15 protein-coding genes are annotated in these 14212 nt (G+C 38.3%); 2 read left to right on the top strand and 13 right to left on the bottom strand.

The window, feature by feature from the left end; all coding sequences use genetic code 11:
- Nucleotides 1-10: 10 nt before the first annotated feature.
- From hemE to M2419_RS19975, 4 genes are read right to left on the bottom strand one after another with little or no spacing between them, the layout of a single operon-like run.
- Nucleotides 11-1048, bottom strand: a complete 1038-nt coding sequence (hemE, locus tag M2419_RS19990) for a uroporphyrinogen decarboxylase (RefSeq protein ID WP_153847269.1) — start codon at nucleotides 1046-1048, stop codon at nucleotides 11-13.
- Nucleotides 1048-1566, bottom strand: coding sequence for a hypothetical protein (locus tag M2419_RS19985; RefSeq protein ID WP_227550269.1), 519 nt, complete (start codon nucleotides 1564-1566; stop codon nucleotides 1048-1050). Before M2419_RS19985 ends, hemE begins: the two co-directional genes overlap by 1 nt.
- Nucleotides 1567-1576: 10 nt before the next feature.
- Entirely contained in the window at nucleotides 1577-2284 is a 708-nt protein-coding gene (locus M2419_RS19980; protein WP_070563139.1) for a response regulator transcription factor, read from the bottom strand.
- A complete protein-coding gene (locus M2419_RS19975) occupies nucleotides 2274-3149 on the bottom strand; it encodes a sensor histidine kinase KdpD (protein ID WP_088162930.1) in 876 nt (291 codons plus the stop codon). Before M2419_RS19975 ends, M2419_RS19980 begins: the two co-directional genes overlap by 11 nt.
- A gap of 211 nt (nucleotides 3150-3360) precedes the next feature.
- Between M2419_RS19975 and M2419_RS19970 the strand changes: the two genes are divergently transcribed.
- Entirely contained in the window at nucleotides 3361-4065 is a 705-nt protein-coding gene (locus tag M2419_RS19970) for a YjjG family noncanonical pyrimidine nucleotidase (RefSeq protein ID WP_159731121.1), read from the top strand.
- Between the two features lie 32 nt (nucleotides 4066-4097).
- On the opposite strand, the gene M2419_RS19965 is transcribed toward M2419_RS19970, so the two are convergent.
- From M2419_RS19965 to M2419_RS19955, 3 genes are all read right to left on the bottom strand, one after another.
- The gene (locus M2419_RS19965) at nucleotides 4098-4907 is read right to left on the bottom strand and encodes a DUF1080 domain-containing protein (protein ID WP_083663849.1); all 810 of its coding nucleotides are present in this window, start codon (nucleotides 4905-4907) and stop codon (nucleotides 4098-4100) included.
- A 67-nt stretch (nucleotides 4908-4974) separates the two neighbouring features.
- On the bottom strand, nucleotides 4975-7416 hold the full coding sequence (locus M2419_RS19960; RefSeq protein ID WP_182330777.1) for a TonB-dependent receptor domain-containing protein: 2442 nt from the start codon (nucleotides 7414-7416) through the stop codon (nucleotides 4975-4977).
- Between the two features lie 98 nt (nucleotides 7417-7514).
- Entirely contained in the window at nucleotides 7515-7796 is a 282-nt protein-coding gene (locus M2419_RS19955) for an ATP-dependent Clp protease adaptor ClpS (protein ID WP_046671971.1), read from the bottom strand.
- A gap of 78 nt (nucleotides 7797-7874) precedes the next feature.
- Between M2419_RS19955 and M2419_RS19950 the strand changes: the two genes are divergently transcribed.
- On the top strand, nucleotides 7875-8921 hold the full coding sequence (locus M2419_RS19950; RefSeq protein ID WP_159731117.1) for a 3-oxoacyl-ACP synthase III family protein: 1047 nt from the start codon (nucleotides 7875-7877) through the stop codon (nucleotides 8919-8921).
- A 73-nt stretch (nucleotides 8922-8994) separates the two neighbouring features.
- On the opposite strand, the gene atpG is transcribed toward M2419_RS19950, so the two are convergent.
- The 6 genes from atpG to atpB all read right to left on the bottom strand — a co-directional run bounded on the left by atpG (nucleotide 8995) and on the right by atpB (nucleotide 14189).
- Nucleotides 8995-9894, bottom strand: coding sequence for an ATP synthase F1 subunit gamma (gene atpG / locus M2419_RS19945; RefSeq protein WP_153847273.1), 900 nt, complete (start codon nucleotides 9892-9894; stop codon nucleotides 8995-8997).
- A gap of 77 nt (nucleotides 9895-9971) precedes the next feature.
- The gene (gene atpA / locus M2419_RS19940; protein WP_153847274.1) at nucleotides 9972-11546 is read right to left on the bottom strand and encodes a F0F1 ATP synthase subunit alpha; all 1575 of its coding nucleotides are present in this window, start codon (nucleotides 11544-11546) and stop codon (nucleotides 9972-9974) included.
- A gap of 54 nt (nucleotides 11547-11600) precedes the next feature.
- Nucleotides 11601-12143, bottom strand: a complete 543-nt coding sequence (locus M2419_RS19935; RefSeq protein WP_259255540.1) for a F0F1 ATP synthase subunit delta — start codon at nucleotides 12141-12143, stop codon at nucleotides 11601-11603.
- Nucleotides 12144-12172: 29 nt separating this feature from the next.
- Entirely contained in the window at nucleotides 12173-12673 is a 501-nt protein-coding gene (locus M2419_RS19930; protein ID WP_046671966.1) for a F0F1 ATP synthase subunit B, read from the bottom strand.
- A gap of 96 nt (nucleotides 12674-12769) precedes the next feature.
- Entirely contained in the window at nucleotides 12770-12958 is a 189-nt protein-coding gene (gene atpE / locus M2419_RS19925) for an ATP synthase F0 subunit C (protein ID WP_021188666.1), read from the bottom strand.
- 34 nt (nucleotides 12959-12992) lie between these two features.
- Complete coding sequence (gene atpB / locus M2419_RS19920) at nucleotides 12993-14189, bottom strand: F0F1 ATP synthase subunit A (RefSeq protein WP_227550270.1); 1197 nt, start codon at nucleotides 14187-14189, stop codon at nucleotides 12993-12995.
- Nucleotides 14190-14212 lie beyond the last annotated feature (23 nt).

The raw sequence follows: 14212 nt of genomic DNA, 5'->3' as shown, positions 1-14212 counted from the left end.
GGATAGCAAACTAATAGCTAAATTCCTTTACAACCTCAATGGCATATTTTACATTATCAAAAGGAATATCTGGCATGATACCATGTCCCAAGTTAAAGATAAAACCATTTTCACCTCTCATGCGCTCAAATAGTTCGATAATCTTCTTTTTGATAACAGGTTTATCTGCATACAAAACAAATGGATCCAAATTTCCTTGAACAGCAATACCCTGTGGCAGAGATTGTTTAATATTTTTTAAATCTGCGTTCCAATCGATAGAAACAACATCAGGTTGCGCTTCGACCATCATTGGTGCAAAAACAGAAGATCCTTTACAAAAGGAAATGACTGGAATATCCTTACGGTTCAACTTAGCGATAATCTGCTTATTATAATAATGCGAAAAATCACGGTAATCATTCCATGATAAAGCCAAGGCCCAGCTATCAAATAATTGAATCGCATTTACGCCAGCTGCGATCTGCATATTCAAATATTCAACCGTTACATCTGCAATCTTTTGAAGGATCATATGTGCCAACTCGGGCTGATTATTCAACATCAACTTCGTTAACTTAAAATCTTTTGAAGATCCACCTTCAACCAGATAACTTAAGATTGTAAATGGTGCTCCCGCAAAGCCAATCAAGGGGATACGGCTGTCAAGACGTTGTTGAATGACCTTGATTGCATCAGCAACATACTGCAATTTATCCAAACAATTGGTAGACAAAGCTTCTGCATCCTTTACAGAACGAACAGGATTAGAAAAACGAGGGCCTACACCTTGTTCAAAGGACAGATCCCCTCCCATAGCTTCAGCTGTAACTAAAATATCAGAAAATAAAATAGCTGCATCAATACCTAGCAAATCTACCGGAAGCATAGTGACATCCGCAGCGATTTCTGGCGTTTTACACATTTCCAAAAAGGAATATTTATTCTTGATATCCCAATATTCCTTCATAAAGCGTCCAGCTTGACGCATCATCCACACAGGGGGTCTTTCCGTTTGCTGCGAGAATGCAGCTTTAATCAATAAGTCGTTTTGTAAAGTAGTACTCACTATAAATGTTTTGAAATTTCGTTTTCTATTTTTGTAATAATGCTGTTCTGTCTAGCGGTCAGATGTAACTTATTGGCAACATCTGTATACGCTCTCGCTCTTTCATAATCCAACTTTCGCAGCGCTATATTTGCCAGATTAATCATGACCATGCCCTTTTCATTATCTTTTTTCCAAGGCAGACGTGAAGCTAGCTGAAAATGATATTCGGCCTCATCGACACGTTCTTCTTTAAGCGCAATATTTCCCATCATAAATTCATAGAAATTACGTCTACCCTTGCGAAGGGCATCAGGGTTCTTGATCTCATTGAGCAAATTTTTTGTCTTTTCATAATCTTGCCTATGAAAAGCCTGCGTTGCCAAAAAAACGGAGCCTTCTCTAAAATGGCTCCAAATCAAATAGCCTATCCCACCAGCTATCAGAACAGCCGTCTGATAATGCCCTTCATATAAGCCATAGCCCAAAAATAATGCAGCAATAAAAATAACGGCTATTCTAGCCCTGATTGTCATCATCTCTTTCTACCTATGCGTTATTGTCGGTAAACTTATAACCAACACCTCTGATAGAATGGAAATAAATCGGATGCTTTTGATCTGGTTCGAAATATTTTCGGAAGGTTAAGATAAAATTGTCGATGGTACGTGTAGATGGGTAAACATCGTAATTCCATACGGTCTCCAATATTTGTTCCCTGGATACAGCCTCATTACGTCGCTCAATCAACAGTTTCAACAGCATGGTTTCCTTCTTTGTCAACGAAGTGATCGTGCCATCCGCATGATGTAGCTCATACGAATTAAAATAGATCGTTTTATCACCTATTTGATAAGAATTTAGTTCTTTCAAATCATCCGGTTTCATGCCACGACGCACCAAATTTCCAACACGAAGGATCAATTCTTCTAAGTTGAAAGGTTTTACCAGATAATCATCCGCCCCTTTCTTAAGACCCGTAATTCGATCCTCACTGCTATTTTTCGCAGTTAAAAACATGATAGGAACCTCAGTGTTTTGCAGTCGAATAGTTTCAGCCACTTGGAATCCATCAATTTCTGGAATCATCACATCCAAAACCACCAAGTTGAAACGTTCCTCCTTGAAGACTTTTAGTGCTTTTTTTCCATCGGTAGCCGTAGTAACACGGTAACCTTCCATTTCGAGATTCAACTTGATAGCTTCTAACAAGTGTTCTTCATCTTCGACAAGTAATATTCTTTGTTTACTTTGCATTTCTTTCAAATGTTACTTCAAAAATACTCCCTTTAGGAGTGTTATCTTTAACTTTTATGGTCGCGTCGTGCTTCTGCAATACGGTTTTCACGATATATAACCCCAAACCTGTGCCTTTGGTTTTTCGTGTTGCCTCACTTCCCACGCGATAAAACTTATTAAAGATAAGTTTTTTCTCTTCATCACTGATACCGATACCATGGTCAGCAACAGAAAAAATTATTTTATTATTCTCCGTATATAATTTCACATCCACCATAGCACATGCCGGCGAATACTTAATTGCATTTTCTATCAGATTAGTAACCACATTACTAATCGCAAACTTATCCGCATGAATAATGATATCCGCTTCCAAATAAGGTTTCAAAACTTGTGAACTACAGGAATTCTTCTGAAGCCTATCTACAACCTGTTCTACCAAAGCAGTAAAATTAAAATCCTCTTTAGGCATACTGTAATTTCGGCTGTCCAACTTAGTTGTCATCAATACATTTTCCACCAGATCATCCAAACGCTCGATATCCTTCAGCGAGTTTCTCAAGAACGTTTGTTGTTGCTCTTTGTCAAGATCACGTCTCAAAATAGTTTGAATATACAATTTGACGGAAGCCAATGGCGATTTAAGTTCATGCGTAATAGCCAAGAGAAAGTTCTGCTGTTGTTGAAGCAGCTTCTGCTCCCTTTCAACCAGCCGCTTCAACCGCCATGCACCCCACAAGAAAATAATCAAGAAGAATATTCCCTCTCCTATAATCATGTTCTTTTTACTCGGATCAAAACGGATAAACATCACCCCCCACCATATCAGTTGCATAACCGCATAGAACAATAGAAAATAAAAGAGTAACAGCGCTTTCTTCATGTGACAAAAATAGGTATTCACCCATGTATTCGGAAATATCAGAAGGATTATGACACAAAGAAGAAAATTAACCGATTCGCAATAAGACTAAAATCACCAAACAGTCATATAAACCATCGGAGACCCCATATCGATAAAAGTGACCTTTAATTTCATCACTAGATAACCCAACTGACTTGGAATTTCAGGTTAATTTGTTTTAATTTTGCATATGTTTAATCACAAGAAAAAAGACATTTTCTTCGACCTAGATCATACCATATGGGATTTTGATAAAAATGCCGAAGAAAGTCTGCACGAGCTATATTTTAAATACAAGTTTGATCACTTGTTTAATCAACAGTCATCCACTCGTTTTATAGAAACTTATACGGTTAACAATCATCGACTTTGGGGACTCTATCATCACGGAAAGATTTCAAAACCAGAACTCAGGAAAGCTCGCTTTGCAGATACCTTTACTGAGCTCGGTGTGGATCCAGAGTTGTTTCCTGAAGAATTCGAACTGGAGTATCTCACTATCTGTCCCAAAAAAACAAATCTGTTTCCCCATGCACATGAAACCTTGGCTTATTTGGGTGACAGATACAATCTTCACTTGATATCTAATGGTTTTAAAGAGGCCTGTGAGACCAAACTGGAAAAGAGCAACCTAAACAAATATTTCAAACACATTTTTATTTCCGAAGTCATCGGTGTGAATAAACCGGATCCCCGAATATTTGAGTTTGCTATGACGACTGCTCAAGCGCAGGCCCAGCAATCACTGATGATCGGAGATAATCTTGATGCCGACATCCGTGGAGCCGTAAATGTAGGCATGGACGCCATTTTCTTTAACCCAAATGTTATTGAAAAACCAGACGATGTATCACATATGATTATCGACTTAAAAGAACTACAATCGATACTATAGAAAATAGAAAAAGCAGCTTTAAGCTGCTTTTTCTATTTTAGAACCTTAACGGTAATATTCTTAAACCATACATCATTTCCATGATCCTGAAGACCGATAAGCCCCGATTTGCTATCGCCACCAACATGGCTCAACAATTCAAAAGCCAAAGGCCATTTTTCTTCACTGAATTTACTTTTTTGCAATAAATCAATCCAGGACTTATCCCATAATGTATATTCAACAACCTTTACACCATTTTGAAAATGCTCTACCTTGCCATTGTTTACTCTGATCTTAACTTTATTCCACTCGCCATACGGTTTACCATTCTGAGGCTTAGCAGGGATCATATCGTACAATGATGTCGATTTACGATTTCCATCTACACCCATTTTAGCATCAGGATGGTTCTCATTGTCCAAAACCTGACATTCTGGAGACGAGATATAAATCGGTTGTCCTTCCACTTCCTTCGCTAAAAAGAAGATACCTGAATTTGCTCCTTTAGCAACTTTCCATTCCATCTCCAATTCGAAATTCTTGAAATCATGGGCAAAGACCAAGTCACCACCTTCTTCTTTACCAACATTGGCCTGACTATCAAATTTGATCGCCCCTTCGTTAATAACCCATCTTTTTGGGACTACCGTCTTATCATATCCTCTCCAGCCTTCCATCGAAGTACCATCAAAAATAACATAGGCTCCAGCTTTATTCTTTTTAAATTTCTTGATATCTACACGGGGTAAATCTAAGATTTTGTAAGCAGGAACCTCTTTTTTTGCTTGCGCTACGGCAGTATTAAGATGTGCTGAAAAAGCAATCACCGATACCGCAAGAACTGTTTTTAATAACTTCATTCTTTTTAGTTTTAGGTTTGTTTTAAAATTAAATTTAAGCATTTGAGTGTATAAAGAGGAATATTTTTTAATATTCCTCTCCGCCCCCCATTTCATTTGTATTCGACACTTTTTTCTTTGATTTGTTTAAATCTTGGCTACCAAACCGATAGGAAAGTGATAAGGTTACCATCCTCTTCATCCAACGGTGCTCAAAATTTGATATAAGTTGAGCTGTCTCTGTCACACCATTCATTTTTCGCGAATTAAATACATCTCTCACATTCAACATAATAGAAGATTTCTTCTTGAACACATCTTTTTTCAAGGCTAGATCCATACCTTTCATTGCATTCATCTGTCCCTGAGCCATTACACGCGAAGAATTATACTCGCCTCTCATTTGAGCAGAAAACGTTGATGTAAAACGATAATTAGCGGTCAGATTGGCATTATAAGCGAAATCCTTTCGTTCTGTAATATCGTAGTCCGGGTTTGCATTATACTGAATGTGGATCAAATTGAGATTAAATGTAAAGTCAAAATCCTTCGTTGCGTTGACTTTTGAAATAAACTCAAAACCCGAAAGATTACGACTGGTCATATTCTCCCATCTACTGTATGTTCTTCCATCCTCTATCTTGTAAACAAATGGCTGAATAACCTCACTAGCGTGATTGAAATAAGCCGAAGATATCAGGTTTACTTTACCAAAGGTTTTGGCAAAGCTCATTTCCAAGCTGTGCACATCTTCCGGTTTCAGATTCGGATTTCCCTGACGATAATTCAAATCATCGGATACATTTAAAAATGGGTTAACTTGCCAACCACGAGCCCGTTGGACACGGCGCGAGTAGCTAAATTGAACTTTATCCCCATTTTCACCAACATCGTAGGTTAAAAACAGTGTTGGATATAACCTGAAAAATTTCTGTTTAGCATTGGATTCCTTTTCCACAGCAGCTGGATCCTTGGAGAAATAGGTGGACTTGAGTTCAAATTGCTCTCCCCGGAGTCCGATTTGATAACCAATTTTATCTGTTAATTTATTTTGATAATTCGCATAGATCGCATGGACAGTACTCGTGAAATCAAAATCGTTGCTGATTCTATAGTCCGGCACATAGGTACCTATAGAATCGAGTGATCTGGAAAACTGGGTATCAAATGATTTTCTGATTTGAGACCTGTAGCCCGCCTCGAATTTGCTTACTTCGGAGAAAGGTAAAACATAATCCAATTGAAGGTTGATATTCTTGCCATCCTCAGACGTAACATTCTTCCGTGAGGTGGCCTTCCGTCCATCGGTGTAATTTTGAGAAAAATCATTTGTACCATCTTCCTTATCTCTCCCATAACTCGCATTCCCCGTCAACTCCTCTCCTTCTCGCTTAAATTGATGTCTAAAATCGGCGTTTAATTCATAACCAAGATCGTCTTCAAATTGTGTTGAATTTCGAACGCTCGTTCCTGTCATCTGTGACTGTTTAAAGAACTCATAATTCAAGTCTTCTATTCGCTTGTTATCACGTATACTTAAATTACCCGAAAAACTCAATGAAGTACGGTCTGACATATTATAATCAAACCCAGCTTTTACCGTATGGCTATTGCCCTTTCTTGACGATTCGGATTCGCTATGATTACGCGTGCTATCACCAAAAAACGTGTTGTCCGTTTTCCCACTTCCCACCATGTTTCGTTTATTGAAGTTATAGGATCCGAAGTAATTGAATTTCCGATCACGATAATTCAAGGTCAATCCCGCCATATAGTTATCATAGGATCCTGCAGAAGTATTTACAGATCCATTTAATCCCGTCCTAATATTCTTCTTTAAAACGATATTGATAATTCCTGTTTGCCCCTCCGCATCATATTTCGAGGAAGGGTTCGTGATAACTTCAACTTTTTCAATTGAATTGGCAGGTAGACTCTGAAGCAAAGAAGTTACATCGTTTCCTGCTAAAGCAGACTCTCGGCCGTCGATTAAAATTTTCACACTACTTGATCCACGCAAACTGACCGATCCATCCTGATCAACTTGCAAAGTGGGAACATTCGCAAGCACATCGGTCGCTGTTCCACCCGCGCTGACCAAACTCTCACCTACATTGAAGGTTTTACGGTCTATACCAATTTGCATAGCTGGAGCTCTTCCTTCAATAACAACTTCGTTCAACATATTACCTGTAGATTTCAAAGCGATTCGACCTAAGTCCTTACTTTTATCCCCTAATACCTCTATACTATCAATAGTATGTGTCTCGTAGCCAACATAAGTGATACGGACATTATATTTACCAGGTTTAATATCAGACAACAAAAGGAATCCTTGGGATACAGACTGTCCGCCCTTAACAAAGACGTTACTATTGACGTCCAAGAGCGCGACACTAGCCGATGAAATAGGTTTAGAAGTTTCGCTATCGACTAAAATAGCTTTGATTTGACCTGTTTGAGCAAAAAGGACAACAGGTAAAAAGAATACGAATAAGAAAGATTTAAACGATTTAGCGTAAAAAAACATGCTTCAGCTTAGTTTATAGTTATAGTGCAAAGAAAACTAAAACTTACAGACAAAATTGAAGCGTAACCATATTATTACGGTAACAAAAGAATAGCAAATTATTCCACAGAAACAGTCAATCCCTCGGCTTTCAGAATTTTACGATAGATCTCCATCTCCGTATAAGTACCCTCCAATACAGCACATTTCCCTTCAGTATGCACTTTCCAGGCAATCTTCTCAGCTTGCTTCTCGGTATATTGTAAATGATAGATGAGACAATGAATCACATGTTCAAACGTATTGGTTTCATCATTCCACAAAATGAGTCGATTAGACTCTTTGACAGAGGCTAATATCTCTTCTAACGTAAAGGTTTCTTCAGCAGTTTGGGTACCCATTCTGCAAAAATAGAATATTTTTTTCTAAATTAACGATAATATAAAAGGGAAGAATACAATCAATTAGAGGAATTTATTATGTTACAGTCAAAAATTGCAGGAATTGGCTACTACGTTCCAAAAAACGTATATACCAATAATGACCTAACACGCTTTATGGATACCAGTGACGAATGGATTCAAGAACGAACTGGCATTAAAGAACGTAGATATGCAGACCGAATAGGCGAAACCACCACCACTATGGGTGTCGAAGCAGCTAAAATTGCCATCGAACGAGCCCATATTACACCCGAAGATGTCGACTTCATCATCTTTGCCACCTTATCACCAGATTATTATTTCCCGGGCTGCGCCGTACTACTGCAACGGGAAATGGAAATGAAGGAGGTCGGGGCACTGGATATTAGAAACCAATGTTCAGGTTTTATATATGCGCTTTCCATTGCCGATCAATTTGTCAAAACAGGGATGTACAAAAATGTGCTAGTGGTTGGTTCCGAAAAACACTCTTTTGCACTTGACTTTTCTACGAGAGGACGAGCCGTTTCCGTGATTTTCGGCGATGGTGCTGGAGCAGTGGTTGTGCAACCCACAACCGAAAATGGCAAAGGAATCCTGAGCACGCACTTACATTCAGACGGAGCCGATGCTGAAAAGCTAGCGATGTATTACCCCGGAGCTTCTAGTGGAATTTGGCTGGATAAAATGCCCGACTGGCCGGATCAGGAATTGGGCGGATTATTGATGACCAAAGAGATGCTCGAAGATGGAACTGCGTTTCCAAATATGGATGGCCAGGCCGTCTTCAAAAAAGCTGTTGTCAAATTTCCTGAGGTCATTCATGAAGCACTAGCAAAAAATAATTTAAAAACCAGTGATATCGATTTATTGATTCCACATCAGGCCAATCTTCGCATCTCGCAATTTGTACAGAAAACTCTTGGATTAAGGGAAGATCAGGTATTCAACAATATTCAGAAATATGGTAATACCACTGCTGCCTCTGTACCGATAGCACTATGCGAGGCTTGGGAAGAAGGAAAGATTAAAGAAGGTGATCTCGTATGTTTGGCTGCTTTCGGAGCAGGATTTACGTGGGGTTCAGCCTTAATTCGATGGTAGATAATAGCGTATATAGAAAAAGGGCTAATCATGTATGATTAGCCCTTTTTCTATATATTCCCGAATAAAAAAATTACCCGTTTGATAATGCTGCTGCACCAGATACGATCTCCGTCAATTCTGTTGTAATTGCAGCTTGACGTGCCTGGTTGTAAGATAGCTTAAGTGATTTGATTAAGTCACCAGCATTCTCTGTAGCTTTATCCATTGCCGTCATACGTGCTCCATGCTCAGAAGCATTCGAATCTAAAACAGCTTTGTATAATTGAATCTTGATTGCTTTAGGAATCAACTCCTCGATAATCTTCTCTTTGGAAGGCTCGATGATATAATCCACCTCAGCTTCTATTTTTGCTTTATGCGTATGTTGTTTGTTTTCCTCCGCAGGTAATAATGGTAAAATCTGCTCTGCAGTCAACTCTTGAACTGCTGCATTTTTGAACTGATTATAAACCACTTCAACACGATCAAAATTACCTTCTTTGAATTGTTCCATGATAAATTCAGTCACCACAGATACAGAACCAAAATTTAAATCAGAAAACAAATCAGAGTGATTAGCTACCACATTGAAGTTACGTTTCGAGTAGAAGTCATAACCCTTTTTACCAATACCAATGATACTCAAATTACCCTTTGCATGTTGCTCGGCATATTTGTTAAAGATCAAGTTATTAGTCGCTTTGATAACATTTGCGTTGAATGCTCCAGCCAAACCTCTGTTAGAAGAAACAACAACGATCAACACCTTATTTGGCTCGCGGTCTACTGTAAAAGGAGAGTTACTTCCTTCAACACTCGCAGAAACATCCGCCAAAATATCTCTTAGTTTATTCGCATATGGGCGCAATTGTAAGATAGCGTTAGTAGCGCGCTTCAATTTAGCAGCCGAAACCATTTTCATAGCTTTCGTGATCTGCTGTGTTGATGATACCGAGGTAATCCGGTTTCTTACTTCTTTTAAATTTGCCATATTTGTTTTAAGTATTAAGTATCTAGTATTGAGTATCGAGCCTTGTCAATAGACTCAATACCAAATACTCATTACTATTAATATTTTGATGCTAAATCCTTAGCTACTGTTTCTAATACTGCAGTTAATTCATCGGAGAACTTATTAGCTTTAAAAGCTGACAAGACTTCTGGATGACGTTGCTCCAAATGCGTTAAGAATTCTTCTTCAAATTCTCTCACCTTGTTTACGGGAACATTACGCAATAAACCTTTTGTTCCGATATAAATAATCGCAACTTGTTTCTCTACAGAAACTGGAGAGTATTGACCTTGTTTCAAGATCTCAACGTTACGAACACCTTTATCTAAGACAGATTTAGTAGCAGCATCTAGATCAGAACCGAATTTCGCAAAAGCTTCCAATTCACGGTACTGAGCTTGATCTAACTTTAATGTACCAGATACCTTTTTCATCGGTTTGATCTGCGCGTTACCACCTACACGAGATACAGAGATACCTACGTTGATCGCTGGACGAATACCTGCGTTGAACAAGTTAGACTCCAAGAAGATCTGACCATCTGTAATTGAAATTACGTTGGTTGGGATATACGCAGAAACGTCACCAGCTTGAGTTTCGATGATCGGAAGTGCAGTTAATGAACCACCACCTTTCACCAAGTGTTTGATCGACTCAGGTAGATCATTCATGTTGCGTGCGATATCATCTGAAGAGTTGATTTTCGCTGCACGCTCCAACAAACGGCTGTGTAGATAAAATACGTCACCTGGGTATGCTTCGCGGCCCGGTGGACGACGTAACAATAAAGAAACCTCACGGTAAGCTACCGCTTGTTTAGACAAATCATCATAAACGATCAATGCTGGACGGCCTGTATCACGGAAAAACTCGCCGATAGCAGCACCCGACATTGGCGCATAGAACTGAAGTGGAGCTGGATCAGCAGCAGATGCAGCAACAACTACTGTATAAGCCATAGCACCTCTTTCCTCCAATGTACGCACGATATTCGCAACTGTAGAATTCTTTTGACCTACGGCAACGTAGATACAAAATACAGGTTCTCCTGCATCATAGAATTCTTTTTGGTTCAAGATTGTATCGATACAAACAGCTGTTTTACCTGTTTGACGGTCACCAATAACCAACTCACGTTGACCACGACCAACTGGAATCATCGCATCGATCGCTTTGATACCTGTTTGTAATGGCTCAGTTACCGGTTGACGGTAGATAACACCTGGGGCTTTACGCTCGATAGGCATTTCATACAAATCACCTTGAATAGGTCCTTTACCATCGATTGGTTGACCTAAAGTATTTACAACACGTCCCAACAAGCCTTCACCAACTTTGATGGATGCAATACGGTTGGTACGTTTAATAGTATCTCCTTCTTTGATTTCATCAGAAGGACCTAAAAGTACAACGCCAACGTTGTCTTCTTCTAAGTTTAATACAATACCTTGTAATCCGTTATCAAATTCAACCAACTCACCGGACTGAACTTTAGTTAAGCCGTAAATACGAGCAATACCGTCACCTACAGCAAGTACGGTACCCACTTCCTCTAGTTCGGCTTCTGATTTAAAGCCCGACAATTGCTCTCTTAGAATTGCCGAAACTTCATCTGGTCTTACCTCTATCATTTTAATTATTATAAGGGGTTTTTTGATTTATTTTACTTCAAGTATCAGAACAAATTAATTATTCTGATTCAAATATCTTTCCAATTTATTCAACTTACCATCAATACTTGCATCAATTTGGCGATCGCCGATATTGACTACAAATCCACCGATCAAACTATGATCAACTTTATTGATCAATATCACTTGAGCGTTGGTTTCTTTCGCAAGTACATCTTTCATCGCTGCCAAATTAGCTTCAGAAAGCGGCGCTGCAGATGTAACTGTAGCTTTCACAATTCCTTTTACCTCGTTGTACTCACGAATAAATTCTTGAGCAGTGGCATAAACAATCTCGCCACGACCTTTATTGATCATGATCTTAAAGAATGCCAAGATATTTGGATTGATCTTATCTTTAAATAGCGCATCCAATATGTTTTTCTTCTTGTCCAAAGGAACAATAGGATTGGCAAAAACCGCTTGCAATTCTGTACTGGATTTCAAAACAGCAATGAATGAATCCATATCCTCCTTGATTGTTTCCAGTGAGCCTTGCTCGCTAGCCAAGTCGATTAATGACTTAGCGTATCTTGATGCTACTTTAAATACTGACATAATTCTATTTCGTAATTTGAGTGACCGGATTAGTTCAATTTAACGTCATTAAGCAAATCTGCTACTAAAGCTTCTTGCTTTCCTTGGTCCTCAAATTCTTTGTTTAACACTTTACGAGCAATATCCAAAGACAAAGAAGAAACCTGAGACTTAACCTCAGCCAAAGCTTTGTTCTTTTGTTCGTTGATCTCGATTTTTGCTTGTGCAATCAATTTTGCACCTTCAGCCTGTGCCTGAGTTTTTGCCTCAGCTACAATCTTATCTTTAAGTTCTTTTGCTTCCTTAAGGATAACATCGCGTTCTGCGCGAGCTTCTTTTAGTAATTGTTCGTTCTCATTTGTTAAACGAGCCATTTCTAATTTAGCTTTTTCAGCAGCCTCCAAAGCACTTGCAATACCTTTTTCACGTTCGTCTAGGGCATCAACAATTGGTTTCCATGCGAATTTACCTAATAAAAAGATAATAACCACAAGGACGATGACCATCCAAAAAAACAAACCGTACGAAAACGAATGTATTAATTTATCCATTGTTATACTATATAATGATAATTCTTATTTTTTAAGATTCAGGAATAATATAACCTGCAACCAACCGTTGCAGGTTATACCATAAAACCGTTGTGACTATTTACCTAATAATAAAGCACCGAATGCTAAACCTTCAAGTAAGGCACCAATGATAATCATTGCAGTTTGGATTTTAGATGCTGCTTCTGGTTGACGAGCGATAGCTTCCATTGCAGAACCACCAATTTTACCTAAACCTAAACCTGCACCGATAACGATTAAACCGGCTCCAATTAAATTGTACATAATGTATGATTTGAATAATTAAAAAATTTACTAATTAATGATCGTGATGTTCTTCAACCGCCATACCGATAAATAAGGATGACAACATCGTAAAAATAAATGCTTGTAAGAATGCTACCAATAATTCGATAACCATCAAGAAGATTGTCAAGAACATGGAAACACCGATACTACCCACTACTGTCAATTGGTGTTGCAATAAATAAACAATTGCAATCAATCCCATTACGACCGTGTGACCAGCTGTAATATTTGCAAACAAACGTACCATCAAAGAGAATGGTTTTGTAAACAATCCCAATACCTCAATTGGCGCTAAAACAAATTTAAATGGAACCGGAACTCCTGGCATCCAAAAAATATGCTTCCAGTAGTTTGCGTTTGCTTTGATATTCACAATTAAGAACGTAAAAAGAGCCAAACATAAAGTTACCGTAATATTTCCTGTAACGTTGAACCCTAGTGGTGTCAAACCAACCAAGTTTAAAATCCAGATCAAAAAGAATACAGACAATAAATAAGGCATGAATTCCTTGTAACGATGACCAATGTTTGGAATAGCCATCTCATCACGTACATAGATAACCAAAGGCTCCAATACACGTCCAACACCTTTAGGTAAATTGTTAGCGCCTTTTTTATATGTTTTAGCCAAACTAATAAATGCCCAAAACATTAAAAATGCAGCCAAAAACAAACCAACAACACTTTTAGTGATCGAAAAATCTAAAGGCATCGCTACAGATGGATGAAAATCAACAGCATCATGAATTTCATGAGAACCAATCACATAAGAAGTTTCAAATTCCTTTTTCTCTTCTTTTCCATCTTCATTTATAGTCATAACATAACTACCATCAGCATTTTTACGATACTCATGACCAGTCAAATTACCAGTAGCATCAGTCTTATAAATTTTCCCGTGATACAATGCATAATATTGGCCATCAACCTCAGCAACTTTATTACCGTGATCGAATGCCGAAGCCATAAAAACTTTCAAGCCATTATCGATCAAAATTACCGGCAATGAAAAACCATAATGTTTACCTGTCTCTTCATCCGAAAAGAAGCTAAAATAATAATCATCTTGTAAGTGATGCTCAATATGGCTATTGATTTCCTCAGCCTGCGATTTTTCTCCGTGTGCATCCTCATTCGCCTTTGTTAAAAATGGCGCAACTGCAAACAGAATAACTGCTAAAAATTGAAGTGTTCTTTTAAGACTCACGATACTACTATTATGTTATTTAA

The sequence above is a fragment of the Sphingobacterium sp. BIGb0116 genome, from assembly GCF_024808035.1.
Taxonomy (GTDB): domain Bacteria; phylum Bacteroidota; class Bacteroidia; order Sphingobacteriales; family Sphingobacteriaceae; genus Sphingobacterium; species Sphingobacterium paramultivorum.
Note: the sequence above shows the minus strand (reverse complement) of the source record. Positions and strands in the feature narration are given on the sequence as shown.

Bases quoted from the DNA above. Each gene is read 5' to 3' on its own strand.
- M2419_RS19985 (WP_227550269.1), bottom strand. From the start codon at position 1,566: ATGATGACAATCAGGGCTAGAATAGCCGTTATTTTTATTGCTGCATTA.
- M2419_RS19980 (WP_070563139.1), bottom strand. From the start codon at position 2,284: ATGCAAAGTAAACAAAGAATATTACTTGTCGAAGATGAAGAACACTTG.
- M2419_RS19975 (WP_088162930.1), bottom strand. From the start codon at position 3,149: ATGAAGAAAGCGCTGTTACTCTTTTATTTTCTATTGTTCTATGCGGTT.
- M2419_RS19970 (WP_159731121.1), top strand. From the start codon at position 3,361: ATGTTTAATCACAAGAAAAAAGACATTTTCTTCGACCTAGATCATACC.
- M2419_RS19965 (WP_083663849.1), bottom strand. From the start codon at position 4,907: ATGAAGTTATTAAAAACAGTTCTTGCGGTATCGGTGATTGCTTTTTCA.
- M2419_RS19960 (WP_182330777.1), bottom strand. From the start codon at position 7,416: ATGTTTTTTTACGCTAAATCGTTTAAATCTTTCTTATTCGTATTCTTT.
- M2419_RS19955 (WP_046671971.1), bottom strand. From the start codon at position 7,796: ATGGGTACCCAAACTGCTGAAGAAACCTTTACGTTAGAAGAGATATTA.
- M2419_RS19950 (WP_159731117.1), top strand. From the start codon at position 7,875: ATGTTACAGTCAAAAATTGCAGGAATTGGCTACTACGTTCCAAAAAAC.
- atpG (WP_153847273.1), bottom strand. From the start codon at position 9,894: ATGGCAAATTTAAAAGAAGTAAGAAACCGGATTACCTCGGTATCATCA.
- atpA (WP_153847274.1), bottom strand. From the start codon at position 11,546: ATGATAGAGGTAAGACCAGATGAAGTTTCGGCAATTCTAAGAGAGCAA.
- M2419_RS19935 (WP_259255540.1), bottom strand. From the start codon at position 12,143: ATGTCAGTATTTAAAGTAGCATCAAGATACGCTAAGTCATTAATCGAC.
- M2419_RS19930 (WP_046671966.1), bottom strand. From the start codon at position 12,673: ATGGATAAATTAATACATTCGTTTTCGTACGGTTTGTTTTTTTGGATG.
- atpE (WP_021188666.1), bottom strand. From the start codon at position 12,958: ATGTACAATTTAATTGGAGCCGGTTTAATCGTTATCGGTGCAGGTTTA.